Raw genomic sequence first — 20,265 nt, 5'->3', positions numbered from 1 at the left:
CATCCGCTTACCGCGGAGCGGGCCCGGCGCCGCCGGTGCCGCAGGACCGTACGAGGACTTCGGCCAGGAGGCCACCGGACCCCCCGACGAGTCGCTGTTCGGCCCCGGCTCGCAGTTCCACCGCTTCTTCAACGATCCCCGCTGGGCACTGGCCGTCGTCAGAGCCACGGTGCTGGAAGCCGCCCACCCCCAGATCGGCGCGGCACTGGTCGACAACTCCTCCTTCGTCGTCCACCCGTGGCGACGACTGCGCAACACCCTGGTGAGCCTGCAGCGCATGTTCGGAGCCGACGAAGACGTACGCCGGCGCGAGGCGGCTCGGCTCAATCGCCTGCACACACGGTTCAGCGGCACGGACGCGAAGAACCGTCCCTATGACGCGATGGACCCCGAGGTACGGGCGTGGGTGGTCGCGACGCTCTTCGAGAGCTCCGTCACCATGTGCCGACTGAGCGGACAGCCCCTGGACCAGACCGCCATGGAACGGCTCTACGCCGAATTCCGGGCCTTCCTGGCCGCCTTGGGGGATCAGGCGGGCCACCTCCCGCCCACGGTGCCCGAGTTCTGGCAGTACTACGACCGCATGGTCGCGGAGGAGCTGCAGAACACGGAGGCGCTGCGCATCATCCTCTACAGGCTCTTCGAACACCTGCCGGCGCCGCCGCTGTTCGCGGGGCTGCCCACACTCTGGGCGACGGGTCGGGCGCTGGCGGGGCCGGTCATCGGCACCATCACCGTGGCCTCCCTCCCCGAGGTCTTCCGCCGCCGGGCGGGGCTGCCCGAGGTCCCCGGCGCGCAGACCCTGATGCAGAGTGCGTACTTGGCCGCGCGCATGGCCCGCGCCCTGCCGGACAACTGGCTCCAGACCGAGAACGTCATCAGCCTGCTCAGTCTGTCGCCGGACGGCGACGGCCCCTGGGCCGAGACACTCACCACGCTGCGCGCCCGGACGAAACAGGCCGGCGCGCTGATCCGGCTGATCACCCCGGTCCCGGCACAGCAGGGCCCCGCGGACCACTCGGGCGCGTCCGAGAACCGGCGCGGTGCCCGCGCGTTCTTCACGGAGGTCCTGGACCAGACGGGGGACGGCTACCTGGACTGGCCCGATCTCGCCGCCATGGCCCGGGAGCTCTGCTCCCGCCTCGACCTGGACGAGCCGCAGGAGACCCGCCTCTACGACGCGTTCGCCGCGTGGTGGCGGGAACTCCAGGCGGCCCTGGACAGCGACGGGGACGGCCGGGTGAGCGCGGAGGAGTACGCCGCCGCAGCCCCGTCCCTGGCAGGACCCGCGCTGATCAGGGTCGCCGAGGTCCTCTTCGAGGCCACCGACGCGAACGGCGACCAGTTCATCGACGCCGAGGAGTACCGGACCCTCTTCAGGCGAGGCTTCGGACGATCCGTACTGGACGCCGAGGGGCGTCACTCCCGAAGCGCGTTCGTACGGGACTTCCTGTCCTTCATGTCAGGCCGCGAGCGCTCGACCCCCTACGACCCGCTGCTCTCCGACGCATAGGCCTCCGAACCGCCCGGTCATCGCACCCCCGGGTCCGCGAACCATGCGCGGACCCGGCAGGAGCGCAACGGCACGACGGAACGCAGAAGGCCCCCGCAGCAAGCTGCGGGGGCCTTCGACGTATTGCCCGGTGAGAGCAATGGCGGAGGATACGAGATTCGAACTCGTGAGGGGTTGCCCCCAACACGCTTTCCAAGTCTTCGCTCGGCCGTTCGGGAACAGTCACGGGCGTCCGGACCTGCGGCGGAGCCGGCGGCTACAGGCTCGGTTAACTGTGGTGAACACCTGCGAATGAGACCGGAACTGAGACCAGGCGCACGTTCATTTACCGGACACCGGGCCGTACCACTGCATAGCTTGACCGGTGATCGCGGCGATACATTCGAAGTCGTGGTCGCGGTGCAGGAGGGTCAGTCCCTGGAGTTCGGCTGTGGCGGCGACGACGAGGTCAACAGCTCCCGCGCTGCGGTGCTGACCGCGCTGGGTCAGCAGCTCCTGAACCTGCCAGGCGCGGTCGTACGCGCGGTCATCGACGGGCACCCAGCCGAACAGCAGCCGCATGTCCTCGATGCCTCGCGCACGGTCTGCGGCGGAGCGGGCGCTGTAGAAGAACTCCAGCTCGGTGATGGGGCAGGTGGCGATGAGCCCTGCCGTGGCGGCCTGATCCCATCCGTACTGTTCGGCGTCGTCGCGGAAGAATCGGGCGAGCGCGCTGGTGTCGATCAGGAACTGGGCCGCGCTCACCGCCGGTAGTCCCTCTTGTCCTCGAAGACATCCAGATCGAACGCGCCCTCGCCCGCTGCAGCCCGCAGCCGAGTGAGAGCGAGAGCCCGTCGGCGGTTATCGAGCACCTCGCGCAGGGCAGTGTTGACCGTCTCCTTCTTGGTGCCGGTCCCCAGCGCCTGAGCCACGTCGGCGAGCAGCTCGTCGTCGAGATCGATCACAGTGCGACTCATTGATGACCTCCTGAGATATCAACTATGGCATCGAGTATATCTCCAATGAGGTATCGCTGCGGGCTGTCAGGTCGAGGGTGCCGTGCCTCGGGCTGGGTAATGACCGAACCACTATGTTGATGAGCTTCACAAGACGAGTCATAGGTGCGAGGTGGGGGAGGTGTGATTTATGGCCGTTGTAGGGCTTTATAAATGGATTAATCAGGGCAATTTGCCGGAGTCTTCCGCCCTGAGCTGCGTTCGCGAGGGTGTCGCGTTCTGTGAGCACTGCAATGCGCAGTTGATGCCACATGGCTGCCCTACCTAGCATCACAGCCATCGGATCCGCCGCAGTGGCGGTTCGCGCGGTCGAACGGGGCAGCATGAGAATCGCGAAATACCAGCAGCAGCAGTTGGTGTCGAGGGCAGCTATCGCAGAAATGGCCGGCGTGCAGCGCTCGGCGATCACCAACTGGGAGCGCAGGTACGCGGACTTCCCGAGCCCTACGAGGGCCGGTGGCACCGACTACTACTACTTGTCCGACGTGCTCACCTGGCTGAATGGCCGCTCGGTTCCGCCGAGGGCGCGGCGGGATGATGAGAGGGCGGATGTCACGTACGCCGACCGGGCCCGGACAGCTCTTATCGCGGCGTCGGAGGCCGAAGCCGTCGGGGACCTTGAAGCGGAGGGCTTTCCGGCTGCCCCAGCTACCACAGGTGATGAGACCAACGGCGAGCACCTCAGTTCGGCCGACATCCTCTTCCGTGAGCAGGACGAGGGGCACTGGGGCTCGGGCGCGCGAGTCAGCTTCCTGTATCTGCTGTTTTCCCTTGTCTACCTGAGGTGGGCCCAGCCGAGGAGGTGGGCAGCGGTGCGGCAGGCCGCCGCACAAGGTCAGGCAGGAACGCACATGTACAGGTTCCTGCCCGCAGTCGCGCAGCACGTCGAACAGACTCTCGCGGCGCAAGGTGTGACCAGCGCCATGGCAGTGAGGCTCGAGGACCTCACCCCCCGTAGCCCCCAAGCCATCGTCCGCCTTCTGGACAAGATCGAAAGGTCGGGGCGCGGAAGTTTTACAGAGCTGATGGGCCACCACGCGCTTGAGGCCGGGCTGGGAAGCCGTGATGCCTTCACCCCGCCAGGTGTCGCACGTCTTCTGGCAGCGTTGCTCGGGGAGAGCTCCTCAGCTCAAAGCCTGTACGACCCGAACGGCCGGGGCGGCGAGCTCCTGTCAGCCGTATTGGCCGCCAGACCGGAGCCGGGGAATGAGGCCGGTGGAGGGATCCCGGCTGTCACGATCGGGAGTGCCCATCCGGAGACGCGCGACCTCGCGGTCATGAACCTCATGGTGCACGGTGCTCGTCCGGAGTTGCTGAACCTTACAGGCGCCATCCGCCCCTGGGCGGAGAGGTCCCGGCGTCGTCGGGCGGATCTCGTTCTCACTAATCCGCCATTCAATGTTTCTGCGGTGCCGGTTGATGCCGACCGGTGGACCTACGGAGAACCGCCGGCATCCAACGCCAACCTGGCGTGGCCTCAGTACGCGGTCATGTCACTCAACGAAGGCGGCCGGGCAGCCGTCCTCATGCCCAACAGCGCTGCCACCTCATCCAATCTCAAGGAGCAGCGCATTCGGCACGCCTTGGTGGATCGCGGAGCCGTGGAATGTGTCATCGCGCTGCCGGCCAAGATGTTCAGCGCGACCGCGATCTCTGTCAATGTCTGGATCCTGAAGCCAGAAGCGCAAGAACGGAGTTCGGGAGAGATCCTGTTCATTGACGCCTCCAGCCTGGCGACCGAGGTATCCAGGAAGCTGTCAATTCTGGAGGCTGACGACTGTGCGCTTATCGCGGCTGCCTACCACTCCTGGCGTGGGACGGGCGGAAACGACGCGATCCTCCCGGATTCGCGGCTTCCTTGCGCGGCAGTCCGGAGAGAGGCCGTCAACGCAGCTGGCTCCTCGTTGCGCCCTGCCGACTACGCGCGGCCCGCAAGGCGGTCGAACGTAGACGGAGAAGAGCTGACAGATCCCTACGACGCTCTGTTGAGGTCCCGGGAGGAGGCTGGGCGGGCTGATGTCCTGGCCGAATCCCGAGTCGCCGGGTTCCGGCAACCCGAAGGCGGACTCGGTCTGCTGATCGATACAGCACCAGATGGCTGGGAATGGCGGAGCCTTGGCGAGTTGTGCGAGCTCCAGGCCGGCCCCTCTCCGTCACTGTTGCCGAAGGATGCCTACGTGCCCGGCGGTGTGGTGCCGGTTGTCCAGCCGAAGCATCTGCGCGATCGCCGGGTCGCCGATGCGCGCGGTACGGCTGTTCCGTACGACAAAGCGCAGAGGCTGCGGCGCTTCGCCCTGCAGGAGGGAGACATTCTGTGCGCTCGAACGGGCACGGTGGGGCCTGTGGCGCACGTGCGGGCGGACCGGGTGGGCTGGCTGTTCGGCACTAATCTGATCCGCCTTCACCGGTTCGCGCCCGAGGTCTGCCCCGCTTACCTGCTGGCCTACCTCTCGCTCTCACGGACCACCGAGTGGATCAAGAGCCGGTCCGAGAAGACCACGGTCCCTTCAATCAGCAAAGCCGACCTCCGGGCCCTGCCGGTTCATCTGCCCACATGGTCCGAGCAGAAGCGCATCGCTGGGGCACTCGTGGCGCTCGACGAACAGATCGCCAGGCACTTGGAGGTCGCGCGGGCGGCAACCCAGGTGCGCAAGGAGCTTGTCGAGCAACTGGTCGGAATTGTCGCCCTCCAAGGCCCGATTGCGCCTGCCTCAGCTGACACCTTCGCCGAAAGGACCTCCCGATGAGTGGCCTACCCCCCGCCGCGAGGTTCGCGTGGCTCCTGGTCGTCCTGCTGTTCTCTGTCGTCGTCGCGTTAGCGGCCTTCATCCTGAAGACGCGCACCGGATCACGAGCAGCCGACGCTGCCCTCGTGGCAGGCTCGGCGTTCGCCGGCAGCGTGATCCTGAGTCTCGGCCTGATCGCTGCGGCCATCGGCGTGTGACCGCCAACGCCGAAGGGCCCCGCAGCAAGCTGCGGGGCCCTTCAACGTATTGCCCGGTGAGAGCAATGGCGGAGGATACGAGATTCGAACTCGTGAGGGGTTGCCCCCAACACGCTTTCCAAGCGTGCGCCCTAGGCCACTAGGCGAATCCTCCGGGGCAAACAATACAAGACGTTGAGCAGTGCTCGCGAACCCGTTCCCTCAGGGATCGTCCGGGGGCGTCTCCCGGGCCGGATCAGGTGGACTTCGGGGGGTGGGGATCGGCTAAGGTGGGCGTCAGCCCCTCACGTGGCGCTATCTGACTGAACTCCCCCAGGGCCGGAAGGCAGCAAGGGTAGGTCGGCTCTGGCGGGTGCGTGGGGGGCCCTTGTGTTTTCCGGGGGCTGTCGCGCCGGTGGTGTGCCCGGTGCGGGGCCGCTTGTCAGTCCGCCCCGATAACCTCGTATGTGTGTCGTCCCTTGCGCTGTACCGCCGCTATCGCCCCGAGTCGTTCGCCGAGGTCATCGGTCAGGAGCATGTCACTGACCCCCTCCAGCAGGCCCTGCGGAACAACCGGGTCAATCACGCGTACCTGTTCAGTGGGCCGCGCGGCTGTGGAAAGACGACCAGCGCGCGCATCCTCGCGCGCTGTCTGAACTGCGAACAGGGACCGACGCCCACGCCGTGCGGGGAGTGCCAGTCCTGCCAGGACCTCGCGCGCAACGGGCCGGGTTCCATCGATGTGATCGAGATCGACGCCGCATCGCACGGAGGCGTGGACGACGCCCGTGACCTGCGGGAAAAGGCGTTCTTCGGTCCCGCTTCGAGCCGCTACAAGATCTACATCATCGATGAGGCGCACATGGTCACCCCGGCAGGGTTCAACGCCCTGCTGAAGGTGGTCGAGGAGCCGCCGGAGCATCTCAAGTTCATCTTCGCGACCACCGAGCCCGAGAAGGTCATCGGCACGATCCGGTCGCGTACGCACCACTACCCGTTCCGGCTCGTTCCCCCGGGCACGCTGCGCGGCTACCTCGCCGAGGTGTGCGCCAAGGAGAACAGTTACGTCGAGGACGGCGTGCTGCCCCTCGTCGTGCGGGCCGGGGCCGGCTCCGTGCGTGACTCGATGTCGGTCATGGACCAGTTGCTGGCCGGAGCGGCCGACGACGGTGTGACATACGCCATGGCGACCTCCCTCCTCGGGTACACGGACGGGTCCCTGCTGGACTCCGTCGTGGACGCTTTCGCGTCCGGTGACGGCGCCGCGGCGTTCGAGGTCGTGGACCGGGTGATCGAGGGCGGAAACGATCCGCGGCGCTTTGTGGCCGACCTCCTGGAGCGCCTGCGCGACCTGGTGATCCTCGCCGCAGTCCCGGACGCGGGGGAGAAGGGGCTCATCGACGCGCCCGCCGACGTGGTCGAGCGGATGCAGGCCCAGGCGGCGGTCTTCGGGGCCGCCGAGCTGAGCCGCGCCGCCGACCTGGTCAACGAGGGGCTCACCGAGATGCGCGGGGCGACGTCGCCCCGGCTCCAGGTCGAGCTGATCTGCGCCCGGGTGCTGCTGCCCGCCGCCTTCGACGACGAGCGTTCGCTCCAGGCCCGGCTGGACCGCCTGGAGCGCGGCGCCTCCTTCGCCACCGCCGCGACCGGCCCCGCCATGGGGTACGTCCCGGGGCCGGAAGCCCACACCATGGCGCCGGTCGCGCCTCCCGCCGCCGTGCACCCCGAGGCCGGTCCATCGGCCGCCCGCGCGGCGGTACGGGGCGAGGCGCCCCCCGTCGCTCCGCCGGTCGCGCCTGCTGCTCCGCAGGCCCAGCCCGCCCCCGCAGCCCCTGCGGCGCCCGCTCCGCAGCCCCCCGCCGAGCCTCCCGTCGGGCAGCGGCCCGGCGCTTGGCCCGCCCCGGCCGGAGCGGACGCGGGTCGCCGCCCCGGCGGCTGGCCGACCGCGTCCGTCCCCGGCCGGACACCGCCCGCGCAGACCCCGCCTGCGACGGCTGCTCCGGCTCAGGCCGCGCCGGTCGACTCCGCGCCGACGGCGCCCGCCACGAGCCCGGGCGTGCCGCAGGGCGTCGGTATGGCCCAGGTGCAGCACATGTGGCCGGACATCCTGGAGGCGGTCAAGAACCGCCGCCGCTTCACCTGGATCCTGCTCAGCCAGAACGCCCACGTCACGGGGTTCGACGGGACCACCCTGCAGATCGGCTTCCACAGTGCCGGCGCCCGCGACAACTTCGCGACCAGCGGCAGTGAGGACGTTCTGAAGCAGGCGCTCGCCGAGCGCTTCAACGCTCAGTGGAAGGTGGAGGCGGTCATCGACCCCTCGGGCGGCTCGGGCCAGCCGCCGCAGTCCGGTGGCGGTCGCCCACCGGCTGCCCCCTACCAGCCGCCGGCGCCCGCGCCGCAGGCCTACGAACCCCCGTCCCAGCAGTTCGGGCAGCAGGGGCAGCAGGGGCAGCAGGGCCAGCCGGCTCCGCAGGGTCAGGGTCAGCAGGGCCAGAACCAGGGGTACCAGCAGGGGCAGGGGCAGCAGTCCCCGCACACGCAGGGCGGTTCCCGTGGGCCCGGCGCAGAGGCGGCCCCACAGACGCACTACGCCGCCGAGCCGCCGCGATCCGTGGCCCCGGAGGACGACACCCCGGAGGCCGACGATCCCGATCTCGTCGACTCGGCTCTCTCGGGCCACGAGCTGATCGTCCGCGAACTTGGCGCCACGGTCGTGGAGGAGTTCGTCAACGAGCAGTGAGTACGCGCGGTGGCGTACGAGCGGCGTTACAGGGACACGCGCGAACAGCAGGACATGCGCGCGAGCAGCATGAGGCAGGCGCGGGCAGCAGAGGCACGTGCGGGCAGCAGAGGCACGTGCGAACAGCCGAGGCACATGCGCGAGCAAGCAGGAGGCGCGCGCGAGCAGCACGGGGCCAGGCGGCGAGCAGTGAGTACACGAGCGGCGCACGAGGGACGCCGGCGCAGGCGTGTACCAGCGGTGCGTACGCCAGCGGCGTACGAGCCGGGAAACCACCGGTCGCCCGGCAGAACGGCCCCGCGTCCCGCCCTGTGTACGAGCGGTGCGTACACCGGTGGCGTACGAGGCGGGACCACCGGTCGCGCGGCAGAACAACCCGCGTCCGCCCTGTCCACGGGCCGGAGCCCGTCGAGTGCCCCGGCCCCCGGCGGTTAGGCTGCACCCCGTGAAGGTCCTCGTCATCGGCGGCGGCGCCCGCGAACACGCCCTGTGCCGCTCTCTCTCCCTCGACCCCGACGTCACCGCTCTGTACTGCGCCCCCGGCAACGCCGGCATCGCAGAGGTGGCCGAACTGCACCCGGTCGACGCGCTCGACGGCGATGCCGTCGCGCGCCTCGCCACCGAACTGGGCGCCGAGTTGGTGGTCGTCGGCCCGGAGGCACCGCTTGTCGCCGGGGTCGCCGACTCCGTGCGCGCCGTCGGCATCCCCTGCTTCGGCCCCTCGCGCGAGGCGGCCGAGCTGGAGGGGTCCAAGGCGTTCGCCAAGGACGTCATGGCCGGCGCGAACGTCCCGACCGCCCGCAGCTACGTCTGCACCACCCCCGCCGAGATCGACACGGCCCTCGACGCCTTCGGCGCCCCCTACGTCGTCAAGGACGACGGGCTGGCGGCCGGCAAGGGCGTCGTCGTCACCGACGACATCGAGGAGGCCCGCGCCCACGCGCTGGCCTGTGACCGTGTGGTCATCGAGGAATTCCTCGACGGCCCCGAGGTCAGCCTCTTCGCGATCACCGACGGCACCACCGTCGTGCCGCTCCAGCCCGCCCAGGACTTCAAGCGCGCCCTCGACGACGACGAGGGTCCGAACACCGGCGGCATGGGCGCGTACTCGCCCCTTCCGTGGGCTGATCCGAAGCTGGTCGACGAGGTCATGGAGAGTGTTCTCCAGCCGACCGTGGACGAGCTCCGCCGTCGCGGCACGCCCTTCTCCGGGCTGCTGTACGCGGGTCTCGCGATCACCTCGCGCGGCGTCCGCGTGATCGAGTTCAACGCCCGGTTCGGCGACCCCGAGACCCAGGTCGTCCTGGCCCGCCTGAAGACCCCGCTGGCCGGTGTCCTCCTCGCGGCCGCCAACGGCACCCTGGACCTCGTCCCGTCGCTGAAGTGGCGCGACGAGGCCGCCGTCACGGTGGTCATCGCCTCGCACAACTACCCCGGTACGCCTCGTACGGGCGACCCGATCGACGGGCTGGCGGACGTCGCGGCGCAGGATGCTCCGCACGCGTTCGTCCTGCACGCCGGAACCCGGCAGGACGGCGACGCGGTCGTCAGCGCCGGGGGCCGCGTGCTCTCGGTGACCGCGACGGGCAAGGACCTCTCGGAGGCCCGGGAGCGGGCGTACACGGCACTCGGCCGTATCCGGCTCGACGGCTCCCAGCACCGTACGGACATCGCGCTGAAGGCCGCCGGCGCCTGACACCGGCGACAGGCGGCCCGGCCCCCGGTCGCCCCGGTCGCCCCGGCTGTCCGCACCACGGCACGTGCCCGGCACCTCCACGGAGGCGCCGGGCACACGCGTATCCGCCCCTCCCCTCCCCTCCCCTCCCCTCCCCTCCCCTCCCCTCCGCCCGCGCCGTCCCTCCTCCGCTTCCGGCCCCCCTCGGCTCGTCCGTGCCCCCCACCCCTCCAGTGCGCCGGAGTGCACGGCTCCCAGGAGGATCCACGCGCTGCCGGAACCGCGACCCCATGTGAACCGGTGCGTCAGCAGCTTTAGCCAAAGCCATTCCATCGGGTGACGACTCGGCCATCCGGATGACGCCCGCCGAGCTCCCAACTAGGGTGCGGCGCAAGCGTTCGGGCACTTGGCCCACCGGCATTGCGATGTCGGTGACGGGTGCCACAGTGGGGGAGTGAGCAACACCGTCGCGGGGGCAGAGGGGGTGACATCCGGCCGTGTCCGGTACCGGGTTGGGTGAGGAGCTGGGCGCGCTGGCCGCGCGCGCCCGAGCTCTCGCGCTGCTGCGCATCCGCAGCAGGGCAGTGGCCGTGGCGATCGTGCCCGCGGCCGTGGCCGTCGTGCTGCTGGTCGCAGCGATGCAGGGCCGCATCGGAGGCGGCGTCTGGGACGCCGTGTGCTGGACGGTGGGCGCGGTAGCGCTCGTCGTGCTGCTGGTCGCCGCCGCGGTGGCCCTGGCCATCGCCAGGGCGCGGCCGGCGGTCAGCCCGACGGTCGCCGTCGCGGAGGAGTCGGCGCCCGACCTCTACCGACTGGTCAGGGAGCTGGCCGACCGGCTCGACGTTCCGGCGCCTTCCGCCATAGCGCTGACCCCGGACTGCGACAGCTGGCTGGAGGACCGTACGCACCCCTCCGCCCAGCCACGCGCAACGGCCGTCGCCAAGGGACTCATGGCCGGGCGCCCGCGTCGCCGGGTGGAGGCCGCTCCCGTCCTGGTCATCGGCTCGCCCTTCCTCTGGTGGATGAGGGTCGCCGAGCTGCGGGCGGTGCTCGCCCCGGTCGTCGCCGGTACGGGCTCGTCCGCGCACCCGGACATAGCCGCGGCCCGCCGGTTCGTACGAGGACTCGACGCGGCGGTCGCCGACGCCGCCGCGCCCGGACAGAAGGCGACACGCAGACTGCCGGTCGCCTTCGTCGGACGTGTCGCCCGGATTCTGCTCCGCAGCTGCCGCGAGCACGCGGCCGAGATGGAGCGGTGCGTCGCCGCGACCGCGTCCATGCGCGCCCAGGACGTGGATTACGGGCTCCGCATCGTCGCCCAGGAGCAGGTCGGACTCGCCTACGCGGGCTGGGACCGGCTGCTGACCCGGGTCGCGCTGCCCGCGTGGCGGATGGGCCGCTGGCCGTCGCGGCTCGACGCCGGTGTCGTCTCCGCGCTCACCGAGCTGTCCCGACGGGACCGGCTGGCGGAAGGCTTCGCCTCCCGGCTCGGCGAGCGCCCCGCCTGCGACCTCCTGGAAGAACCGGGCGTGGCCGACGAAGCCGCCTCGCTGCTCGCCGCCAGGCTCTTCCACGGCGGCCCCGCGGAGAACGGCCCCGACTGGTCCCCCGTGGACTGGCAGCAGTATCCGGAGGAGGTCGTCGACCGGAAGTGGCGCGCCGAGGCCGCACGGCTCCACCGCGTCCTGGACGCCATGGGTGTGCCTGCCACGGTCGACCCGGCGGATCCCGCGGTCCCCACACTGGCCCGCGTCATCGGCCATCTCAGCGGCCCGCTGACCGGCGGAGAGGAGCTGGCCGCCGGAATCGGTGCGGCGGTGGCCCGCGAGGAGGCCGCCCAGGCTCCCCGCCCGATGGCCGGCGACGGCCCGAAGAGCGGCACGGGCGCCGACCCCCTCGACTTCTGGGGCTCGGACCCGCTCCCGCTCTTCCCGCTCCAGCCGCCTCGTACGGGTACGGAGCTGCTCGCCGACCATGTGGTCGCGATGGTGTGTTGCGCCGCCGTCGACACGGCGGGCGCGGCGCCCGGGCTCGACTGGCTCGACGGTCCCGCGCTGCTCGTCGACGGGCAGCGCCCGGCCGATCTCGGCGGGCCGGTCCTCAGCCTGGTCGAGGACGGCGACGCCGAACCGCTGCGCGCATGGCTCTCGGGGATCGGAGTGCGTACGGACAAGCCTGTCCGCCTCGTATGACCGGGTGACGGGCGCGGGAAGGGGCCGGACCCGAGAAGCGGCCGGGCCGTACGGGGGGGGGGGGACAGGCCGCCGTATACGACGAGCCGCGGCAGGCCCGCCGAGCTGTCCCGGGCCCCCAATACCCGGAAGCTCAGGTTCCGTTCACGTCAATTCGCGACGAACGGTGACGGAGTGGATGCGTTATGTGATGTGCTGGGGATCGGCGCTGACATCCGGCGCACCAGTGTTGTCCGGGGGACTCGAGGGAGGGGAGCGGTATGGGGGCGGAGCAGATTCGGCGGTGGGAGTCGGGTGCACTCGCTCATGCCGTGAGCGATCCCTTCGGCCAGGGCCCCCTGCCCTGGCTGCGCGGCAGTGAGAACTACTTCGACGACACCGGCCAGGTCGTCCCCTGGTACGCGGACCCCGAGCTCGGCCGGGGAGGGACCGGCGGCGGCACCCGTACCGCCGACGACGTGCACCGGCAGATCAAGGGGTTCGTCTCGCCCGGCGCCGCGGCCCCCGGCGAGGCGATCGACTTCCACATCACGGTGGACCCGCCCCAGCAGTTCTCGGTCGACGTCTACCGCATCGGTCATTACGGCGGCGACGGCGCCGCGAAGATCACCACCAGCCCCCGGCTCTCCGGCATCGTCCAGCCGGCCCCGCTGGCCGCGGACCGCACGGTCTCCTGCCACCACTGGTGGCTCTCCTGGCGGCTCCAGATTCCCAGCTACTGGTCGGTCGGCGCGTACGTGGCCGTCCTCACCACCGCCGACGGCTACCGCTCCCACATCCCCTTCACGGTCCGCGACGACCACCCGGCCGATCTGCTCCTCCTGCTCCCGGACATCACGTGGCAGGCGTACAACCTCTACCCGGAGGACGGCCGTACGGGCGCCAGCCTCTACCACGCCTGGGACGAGCGGGGGCGGCTGCTCGGCGAGGAGGACGCCGCCGTCACCATCTCCTTCGACCGCCCGTACGCGGGCGCGGGACTGCCCCTCCACGTCGGGCACGCCTACGACTTCATCCGCTGGGCCGAGCGGTACGGCTACGACCTGGCGTACGCCGACGCGCGCGATCTCCACGCCGGCCGCGTCGACCCCAGCCGCTACCGGGGCCTGGTCTTCCCCGGCCACGACGAGTACTGGTCCGTGCCGATGCGCCGCACCACCGAGCTCGCCCGCGACACCGGCACCTCGCTCGTCTTCCTCTCCGCCAACACCATGTACTGGCAGGTCGGCCTCTCCCCGTCCGCCTCCGGTGTTCCCGACCGCCTGCTCACCTGCCGCAAGCGACGGGGGCCGGGCAAACCCGCGCTGTGGCGCGAGGTCGACCGAGCCGAACAGCAGCTCCTCGGCATCCAGTACGCGGGCCGGGTCCCCGAGCCCCACCCGCTGGTCGTGCGGAACGCCGAGCACTGGCTCTGGGACGCGAGCGGCGCCACCGAGGGCGACGAGATCGACGGTCTGGTCGCGGGTGAGGCGGACCGCTACTTCCCGCGCACCACGCTCCCCGAACACGAGAACCGCATCCTGCTCGCACACTCCCCGTACCAGGACGGCGACGGAGCCACGCGCCACCAGGAGACCTCTCTGTACCGGGCACCCTCCGGCGCCCTCGTCTTCGCCTCCGGCACGTTCGCCTGGTCCCCGGCCCTGGACCGCCCCGGCCATGTGGACCCCCGCATCCAGCGCGCCACGGCCAACCTCCTCGACCGCATCTGCAAGCGCGACTGACCGGACGAACGCCGCACAGGCCCCACCGCGCCCGTGCCGCGCGCGCCCGGTCGCTTCGCGCCCGGGCACCCACCGCGGGCCCCCCGCGCTCAGGCACACACCGCCGGCCGGCACACAGGCCGCACCACCACTGCGCCGGTCCTCGCACGCCCCCGGACGCGCTGAAGGGCCCCGCTCCCCACGCCCACGTCCCCATACGGGACAATCGGACAACTCCTGGATCAACCTACGCGGAGGCAGCGTGTCCGGTTTCGTAGAAAAGCCCGAGCCCGTGCAGGTCCCGGGTCTCACCCACCTGCACACCGGCAAGGTGCGCGACCTGTACCGGAACGAGGCGGGCGACCTCGTCATGGTCGCCAGCGACCGTATGTCCGCGTACGACTGGGTCCTGCCCACCGAGATCCCCGACAAGGGCCGTGTCCTGACCCAGCTGTCGCTGTGGTGGTTCGACCAGCTCGCCGATCTCGTGCCCAACCACGTCCTGTCCGCGGAGCTCCCCGCCGGTGCCCCCGCCGACTGGGCCGGCCGGACGCTGATCTGCAGGTCGCTGCGCATGGTGCCCGTCGAGTGCGTCGCGCGCGGCTACCTGACCGGCTCCGGTCTCGTCGAGTACGAGGCGTCCCGCACCGTCTGCGGTCTCGGCCTTCCCGAGGGTCTCGTCGACGGCTCGGAGCTTCCGGCCCCGATCTTCACGCCCGCCACGAAGGCGGCCGTCGGGGACCACGACGAGAACGTCAGTTACGAGGAAGTGGCCCGGGAGGTCGGCGCCGAGACGGCCGCCGTGCTGCGTCGTACGACTCTCGACGTCTACGGCCGGGCCCGTGACATCGCGCGCGAGCGCGGGATCATCCTCGCCGACACGAAGTTCGAGTTCGGCTTCGCCACCGACAGCCGGGGCGAGGACGAACTGATCATCGGGGACGAGGTGCTGACGCCGGACTCCTCGCGCTTCTGGCCCGCCGAGACCTGGCAGCCGGGCCGCGCCCAGCCCTCGTATGACAAGCAGTTCGTGCGTGACTGGCTGACCTCGCCGGCCTCCGGCTGGGACCGCGGGAGCGAGCAGCCGCCGCCGGCGCTGCCGCAGCAGATCGTGGACGCGACGCGCGCCAAGTACATCGACGCCTACGAGCTGCTGACCGGAACCTCCTGGTCGTAACAGCGGACACGAAGAAGGCCCCGGTCACGAGGACCGGGGCCTTCTTGCGTGGAGCGAACGACGAGGTTCGAACTCGCGACCTCAACCTTGGCAAGGTTGCGCTCTACCAGCTGAGCTACGTTCGCAGTGCGCCGAAGCGCGGTGCCTACTATACCCATCCCCGCTGCCGTGTGAGACGCACTGCGGCATGAGGGTTGTCCGCATCGAGTGCGGACACAGCCGCGGACAGGTGGTGGCGCACGGCCCCCTGCGACAGAGCCTCCCGCTCCGCGATCTCCGCAACGGGCGGTTGGACGACCGCCAGTTCGAGCACCTCCGCCTCCCGGGCGGTCAGCGGCGAATCCCCGGCGGAGATCGCGTCGGGCGCCAACTCCGTTTCCACATAGCGCTTTCCGGACGCACGGTACGGATGATCTCGGCCGGCGGCCGGGCGCTGACCGTCTGGGGCACGAGGGCCCGGACGCCCGCCGCGAGCGCGCTTCAGGCGCCCCGGCCTGCCTGGACTCGTCACGATCATTCTCCTGCAGCCGGGCAGTCCGGCCCGCGGCGATGTGGCGACCTTCACACCGCCGACGCCCGGCATCCGCAGATCGAGGACCGCGAGATCGGGACCGCCGCCGTACCGAGTTCGCCTCGACCGAGGGGCCGGCGTGGAGAAAGTCGTCACCGGTCATGAATCAAGGCTTCCGCCGGATGACGACCGTGAGCGGTGCGCGCTGTCATCACTGCCCACACGAACGTCATGCGTCGATAAGGGAGGCGACAGGAGCGGCGTCGGAAGAGCGAACGTGAGACGGCCGGGAACGCGACGCGGAAACGCTGCGGATACGACAAAGGCCCCGGTCGATTACCGACCGGGGCCTTTGATCAAGAGCGGACGACCAGGTTCGAACTGGCGACCTCAACCTTGGCAAGGTTGCGCTCTACCAACTGAGCTACGTCCGCATTGCAGCCACTCGGCTTTCACCGGTGGTGCGCTCACCACTCTACCTGATCCACCAAGTGGTCAGACAGCGTGATGTAGAGCGGGTGACAGGAATTGCACACTGCGCCTTCCCCCTGGAAGGGGGATGTTCTACTACTGAACTACACCCGCACGCGGCTCGGGGCCGGGCCTTTCGGCCTTGCCCTTCGGCGTGCTCCAGACTCTAGCCGACCTGCGGGGGTGTTTCGCAAGTCGGCTCCCCGCGGGTGTCGCGCGAAGGGGTCCGGAGCGGGCGCCGACAGCGGGCTCCGGCGTCGCGTCCGGTCAACTGGCGGCGTGGAACGCCTCGTAGACCTTCTTGGGGATCCGGCCCCTGGCCGGCACCTCCATCCGGTGCGACCGGGCCCAGGCGCGGACCGCCGCCGGGTCGGGGGCGACCGAGGTGTGGTGGTACGAGACGGGAGTCTTGCCGTGCTTGCCGGCATTTGTCTGCTTCCGCCCTGCCGCCATGTACGGCGCCAGGGTCTTGCGCAGTTTCTTTGCATTGGCGGGATTGAGGTCGATCTCGTACGACTTCCCGTCCAGGGCGAAGGTGACCGTTTCCGCCGCTGTTCCCCCGTCGATGTCGTCGGAGAGCGTAACCACTACGCGCTGAGCCACGGATATCGGTCCTTTCCTACGGCATCGTCGCGTCTGACATGCGGTGATGCCGGCCTTCCGGCTGCCAGGCGGATGCGGATCGACTGGTGTCGACTGTTCCGGAGATGATGTCACTTTCCCCGGGTAATCATTTGTACAGCGACGGGCACCGCATTGTGAAGCCCAGTCAATTGCTTCAGCGTGTCCGCCTGCAATCCGGTGAGGAATTTTTTTCCAGGACTTTCCCTCCATGTTGTCACCGCCGATATCTCGGCGTGATCTGCGCCGTCTGATATCTACCCGCGTAGAATTTCCGGGCAGGTACGCTGAGTGGACCCGCGGGGGTCTGGGGAACCCCCCGGAGACACAGCCGCACCACACCACCGGGAGTGCCAGTGGCACGCGTCGTAGTCGACGTCATGCTCAAGCCGGAGATCCTCGACCCGCAGGGACAGGCTGTGCAGCGCGCACTGCCTCGTCTCGGCTTCGAAGGAATCGCGGACGTACGTCAGGGAAAGCGTTTCGAGCTCGAGGTCGAGGGGCCGGTCGACGACGCCGCCCTCGCCCGCATTAACGAGCTCGCGGAGACCTTCCTCGCCAACACCGTCATCGAAGACTTCGTCGTGAAGGTGGAGGAGGAGAAGTGACCGCTCGTATCGGCGTCGTCACTTTTCCCGGCACCCTCGACGACCAGGACAGCCTGCGGGCCGTCCGGATCGCGGGCGCCGAACCCGTATCGCTCTGGCACCGCGACAAGGACCTGCACCAGGTCGACGCCGTGGTCCTGGCGGGCGGCTTCTCCTACGGCGACTATCTGCGGGCCGGAGCCATCTCCCGTTTCTCGCCGGTGATGGAGACCATCATCGAGCAGGCGAAGGCGGGGATGCCGGTCCTCGGCATCTGCAACGGCTTCCAGATCCTCACCGAGGCGCACCTGCTGCCCGGCGCGATGCTGCGCAACAACCACCTCCACTTCATCTGCCGTGACCAGAAGCTGAAGGTGGAGAACGCGCAGACCGCGTGGACCTCGGACTACACCGAGGGCCAGGAGATCTCCGTACCCCTGAAGAACGTGGACGGCCGGTACACCGCCGACGAGCGCACGCTCGACGAGCTGGAGGCCGAGGGCCGCGTCGCGTTCCGCTACCTCGACGTGAACCCCAACGGCTCGCTGCGCGACATCGCCGGCATCACGAACGCCGCGGGCAACGTCGTCGGCCTGATGCCGCACCCGGAGCACGCCGTCGAGCCGCTGATCGGGACCGGTCGCACCGACGGTCTCGGGTTCTTCACCTCGATCATCAAGAAGCTGGTCAACGCATGAGCCTGGATACGGTCAAGCACGCGGCCGAGACCCCGGACACCGAGCAGCCCTGGAAGGAACTCGGCCTCAAGGAGGACGAGTACGCCAGGATCCGCGAGATCCTGGACCGCCGTCCCACCGGCGCCGAGCTCGCCATGTACTCCGTGATGTGGTCCGAGCACTGCTCCTACAAGAGCAGCAAGGTCCACCTCAAGCAGTTCGGCGAGAAGGTCCCCGAGAACGACGCGATGCTCGTCGGAATCGGCGAGAACGCCGGTGTCGTCGACGTCGGCCAGGGTTACGCGGTCACCTTCAAGGTCGAGTCGCACAACCACCCCTCGTACATCGAGCCCTACCAGGGCGCGGCCACCGGCGTCGGCGGCATCGTCCGCGACATCCTCGCCATGGGTGCCCGTCCGATCGCGGTCGTCGACCCGCTGCGCTTCGGCGCGGCCGACCACCCCGACACCAAGCGAGTCCTGCCCGGCATCGTCGCGGGCATCGGCGGATACGGGAACTGTCTCGGCCTGCCGAACATCGGCGGCGAGGTCGTCTTCGACGCCTGCTACCAGGGCAACCCGCTCGTCAACGCCGGCTGCATCGGCGTGATGAAGCACGAGGACATCCACCTGGCCCAGGCCTCCGGCCCCGGCAACAAGGTGATCCTGTACGGCGCCCGCACCGGCGGCGACGGCATCGGCGGCGTCTCCGTGCTGGCCTCGGAGACCTTCGACGACACCAAGCCCACCAAGCGGCCCGCCGTCCAGGTCGGCGACCCGTTCCAGGAGAAGCTCCTCATCGAGTGCACCCTGGAGATCTTCAAGGAGAAGCTCGTCGCGGGCATCCAGGACCTCGGCGGCGCCGGGCTCTCCTGCGCCACGAGCGAGCTGGCCTCCGCGGGCTCCGGCGGTATGCGCGTCGAGCTGGACACCGTGCCGCTGCGCGACTCCTCCCTCTCGCCCGAGGAAATCCTCATGAGCGAGTCGCAGGAGCGCATGTGCGCGATCGTCGAGCCGCAGCACGTCGACCGCTTCATGGAGATCTGCGAGAAGTGGGACGTCATCGCCACCGTCATCGGTGAGGTGACCGAGGGTTCGCAGCTGGAGATCTTCTGGCACGGCGAGCAGATCGTGGACGTACCGCCGCGGTCGGTCGCCCACGAGGGCCCGACGTACCACCGTCCGTACGCACGCCCCTCCTGGCAGGACGCGCTCCAGGCCGACGACGCGGGCAAGCTCGCCCGTCCGGCCGACGGTGCCGAGCTGCGCGAGCAGGTCCTCAAGCTCGTCGCTTCCCCGAACCAGGCCTCCAAGTCCTGGATCACGGACCAGTACGACCGCTTCGTGCAGGGCAACACCGTCCTGGCGATGCCCGAGGACGCGGGCATGGTCCGGATCGACGAGAAGTCGAACCTGGGCGTGGCCATGGCGACCGACGGCAACGGCCGGTACGCGAAGCTCGACCCGTACACGGGTGCGCAGCTCGCGCTGGCGGAGTCGTACCGCAACGTCGCCGCCTCCGGCGCCAAGCCGCTCGCGATCTCGGACTGCCTGAACTTCGGTTCGCCCGAGGACCCGGACGTCATGTGGCAGTTCGCCGAGGCCACCCGTGGTCTCGCGGACGGCTGCCTGGAGCTCGGTACCCCGGTCACCGGCGGCAACGTGTCGCTGTACAACCAGACGGGTGAGACGGCGATCCACCCGACGCCGGTCGTGGCCGTGCTCGGTGTGATCGACGACGTCACGCGGCGTACGCCGGTCGCCTTCGCGGAAGAGGGCCAGCTCCTCTACCTGCTGGGTGACACGCACGAGGAGTTCGGCGGCTCGGCCTGGTCCGAGGTCATCCACCAGCACCTCGGCGGTATGCCGCCCAAGGTCGACCTGGGCCGCGAGAAGCTGCTCGGCGAGATCCTGATCTCGGCGTCCCGCGACGGCATGATCGACGCGGCGCACGACCTCTCGGACGGCGGCCTGATCCAGGCGGTCACCGAGTCCTGCCTGCGCGGCGGGAAGGGCGCACGGCTCGTCGTGCCGGACGGGCTCGACGCGTTCACCTTCCTCTTCTCCGAGTCGGCCGGGCGTGCGATCGTCTCGATCCCGCGCAGCGAGGAGCTCCGCTTCAACGACATGTGCGGGGCCCGCGGTCTGCCCGTGACCCGCATCGGTGTCGTGGACGGCGAGGAGATCGAGGTCCAGGGCGAGTTCAGCATTCCGCTGAGCGAGCTCCGCACCGCTCACGAGGCCATCATTCCGGCGCTGTTCGGCTGAGCCGGCCGCTCCACGTTCCGCCGAAGCCCCTGCCCGGTCCTCCGGGTGGGGGCTCCGTCGTTCGCGACGGGTCCGCACCGAGCGATGCCGCCTGAGCGGGGGTGATGCCGGGACCGACGCCCTTTGTGCCGCGACCGATGCCCGGGGCACCGCTGACCTGCGCTCGCGAAGGGCATCCCGGATGTCGGAGCCGCCGGTTAGTCTCGCCCG

Annotated in this window: 14 protein-coding genes, 4 tRNA genes, 1 other RNA gene and 1 pseudogene; 12 read left to right on the top strand and 8 right to left on the bottom strand. The window is 69.9% G+C overall.

From position 1 onward, the window contains the following. The first annotated feature begins 94 nt into the window (after nucleotides 1-94). Nucleotides 95-1,513 carry an oxygenase MpaB family protein gene (locus AB0C82_RS21555; RefSeq protein ID WP_362845167.1) on the top strand — a complete coding sequence of 473 codons (1,419 nt, stop codon included), beginning with the start codon at nucleotides 95-97 and terminating at the stop codon, nucleotides 1,511-1,513. Between the two features lie 321 nt (nucleotides 1,514-1,834). Here AB0C82_RS21555 and AB0C82_RS21550 read toward each other — a convergent pair whose 3' ends face one another. Further along, entirely contained in the window at nucleotides 1,835-2,257 is a 423-nt protein-coding gene (locus tag AB0C82_RS21550) for a PIN domain nuclease (protein ID WP_362844370.1), read from the bottom strand. Next, nucleotides 2,254-2,469, bottom strand: a complete 216-nt coding sequence (locus AB0C82_RS21545; protein WP_010056557.1) for a type II toxin-antitoxin system VapB family antitoxin — start codon at nucleotides 2,467-2,469, stop codon at nucleotides 2,254-2,256. Before AB0C82_RS21545 ends, AB0C82_RS21550 begins: the two co-directional genes overlap by 4 nt. 362 nt (nucleotides 2,470-2,831) lie before the next feature. On the opposite strand from AB0C82_RS21545, the gene AB0C82_RS21540 reads away from it, so the two are divergent. Continuing rightward, nucleotides 2,832-5,255 (top strand): N-6 DNA methylase, encoded by a 2,424-nt coding sequence (locus AB0C82_RS21540; RefSeq protein ID WP_362844367.1) that lies wholly within the window; start codon nucleotides 2,832-2,834, stop codon nucleotides 5,253-5,255. Then, nucleotides 5,252-5,452, top strand: a complete 201-nt coding sequence (locus tag AB0C82_RS21535) for a hypothetical protein (RefSeq protein ID WP_362844364.1) — start codon at nucleotides 5,252-5,254, stop codon at nucleotides 5,450-5,452. Before AB0C82_RS21540 ends, AB0C82_RS21535 begins: the two co-directional genes overlap by 4 nt. Nucleotides 5,453-5,518: 66 nt before the next feature. On the opposite strand, the gene AB0C82_RS21530 is transcribed toward AB0C82_RS21535, so the two are convergent. Beyond that, nucleotides 5,519-5,606: transfer RNA gene (locus AB0C82_RS21530), tRNA-Ser, on the bottom strand. A gap of 121 nt (nucleotides 5,607-5,727) precedes the next feature. Here AB0C82_RS21530 and ffs point away from each other — a divergent pair. From ffs to AB0C82_RS21500, 6 genes are all read left to right on the top strand, one after another. Next, an RNA gene (gene ffs, locus AB0C82_RS21525) (signal recognition particle sRNA small type) lies at nucleotides 5,728-5,824 on the top strand. Nucleotides 5,825-5,900: 76 nt separating this feature from the next. Beyond that, complete coding sequence (locus AB0C82_RS21520; RefSeq protein WP_362844362.1) at nucleotides 5,901-8,174, top strand: DNA polymerase III subunit gamma and tau; 2,274 nt, start codon at nucleotides 5,901-5,903, stop codon at nucleotides 8,172-8,174. A 445-nt stretch (nucleotides 8,175-8,619) separates the two neighbouring features. Beyond that, the gene (purD, locus tag AB0C82_RS21515) at nucleotides 8,620-9,870 is read left to right on the top strand and encodes a phosphoribosylamine--glycine ligase (protein ID WP_362844360.1); all 1,251 of its coding nucleotides are present in this window, start codon (nucleotides 8,620-8,622) and stop codon (nucleotides 9,868-9,870) included. A 476-nt stretch (nucleotides 9,871-10,346) separates the two neighbouring features. After that, on the top strand, nucleotides 10,347-12,041 hold the full coding sequence (locus tag AB0C82_RS21510) for a hypothetical protein (RefSeq protein WP_362844358.1): 1,695 nt from the start codon (nucleotides 10,347-10,349) through the stop codon (nucleotides 12,039-12,041). 260 nt (nucleotides 12,042-12,301) lie between these two features. Next, nucleotides 12,302-13,765, top strand: a complete 1,464-nt coding sequence (locus AB0C82_RS21505) for a N,N-dimethylformamidase beta subunit family domain-containing protein (RefSeq protein ID WP_362844356.1) — start codon at nucleotides 12,302-12,304, stop codon at nucleotides 13,763-13,765. A gap of 241 nt (nucleotides 13,766-14,006) precedes the next feature. Then, nucleotides 14,007-14,921 (top strand): phosphoribosylaminoimidazolesuccinocarboxamide synthase, encoded by a 915-nt coding sequence (locus AB0C82_RS21500; RefSeq protein WP_362844354.1) that lies wholly within the window; start codon nucleotides 14,007-14,009, stop codon nucleotides 14,919-14,921. A gap of 49 nt (nucleotides 14,922-14,970) precedes the next feature. On the opposite strand, the gene AB0C82_RS21495 is transcribed toward AB0C82_RS21500, so the two are convergent. The 5 genes and pseudogenes from AB0C82_RS21495 to AB0C82_RS21475 form a co-directional block, all read right to left on the bottom strand. Next, a tRNA-Gly gene (locus tag AB0C82_RS21495) sits at nucleotides 14,971-15,046 on the bottom strand. Nucleotides 15,047-15,069: 23 nt separating this feature from the next. Then, nucleotides 15,070-15,531, bottom strand: a pseudogene (locus tag AB0C82_RS21490) (response regulator transcription factor); the annotation flags it as partial. Nucleotides 15,532-15,793: 262 nt separating this feature from the next. Next, nucleotides 15,794-15,866 (bottom strand) — tRNA-Gly (locus AB0C82_RS21485). 79 nt (nucleotides 15,867-15,945) lie between these two features. Then, nucleotides 15,946-16,017, bottom strand: a tRNA-Gly gene (locus AB0C82_RS21480). 153 nt (nucleotides 16,018-16,170) lie between these two features. Then, nucleotides 16,171-16,506, bottom strand: a complete 336-nt coding sequence (locus AB0C82_RS21475) for an Lsr2 family protein (RefSeq protein WP_362844352.1) — start codon at nucleotides 16,504-16,506, stop codon at nucleotides 16,171-16,173. Nucleotides 16,507-16,880: 374 nt separating this feature from the next. Between AB0C82_RS21475 and purS the strand changes: the two genes are divergently transcribed. Genes purS through purL form a run of 3 tightly spaced genes read left to right on the top strand, consistent with a single transcriptional unit; the run spans nucleotide 16,881 to nucleotide 20,055 of the window. Then, entirely contained in the window at nucleotides 16,881-17,132 is a 252-nt protein-coding gene (gene purS / locus AB0C82_RS21470) for a phosphoribosylformylglycinamidine synthase subunit PurS (protein ID WP_003968034.1), read from the top strand. Next, entirely contained in the window at nucleotides 17,129-17,809 is a 681-nt protein-coding gene (gene purQ, locus AB0C82_RS21465) for a phosphoribosylformylglycinamidine synthase subunit PurQ (RefSeq protein WP_362844348.1), read from the top strand. Before purS ends, purQ begins: the two co-directional genes overlap by 4 nt. Further along, entirely contained in the window at nucleotides 17,806-20,055 is a 2,250-nt protein-coding gene (gene purL / locus AB0C82_RS21460) for a phosphoribosylformylglycinamidine synthase subunit PurL (protein WP_362844345.1), read from the top strand. The genes purQ and purL overlap by 4 nt, the downstream gene beginning before the upstream one ends. The last annotated feature ends 210 nt before the right edge of the window (nucleotides 20,056-20,265 follow it).

Source organism: Streptomyces sp. NPDC048560 (assembly GCF_040650955.1).
In the GTDB taxonomy this organism is placed as follows: Bacteria; Actinomycetota; Actinomycetes; order Streptomycetales; family Streptomycetaceae; genus Streptomyces.
This window is presented reverse-complemented; position numbering and strand designations above follow the sequence as displayed.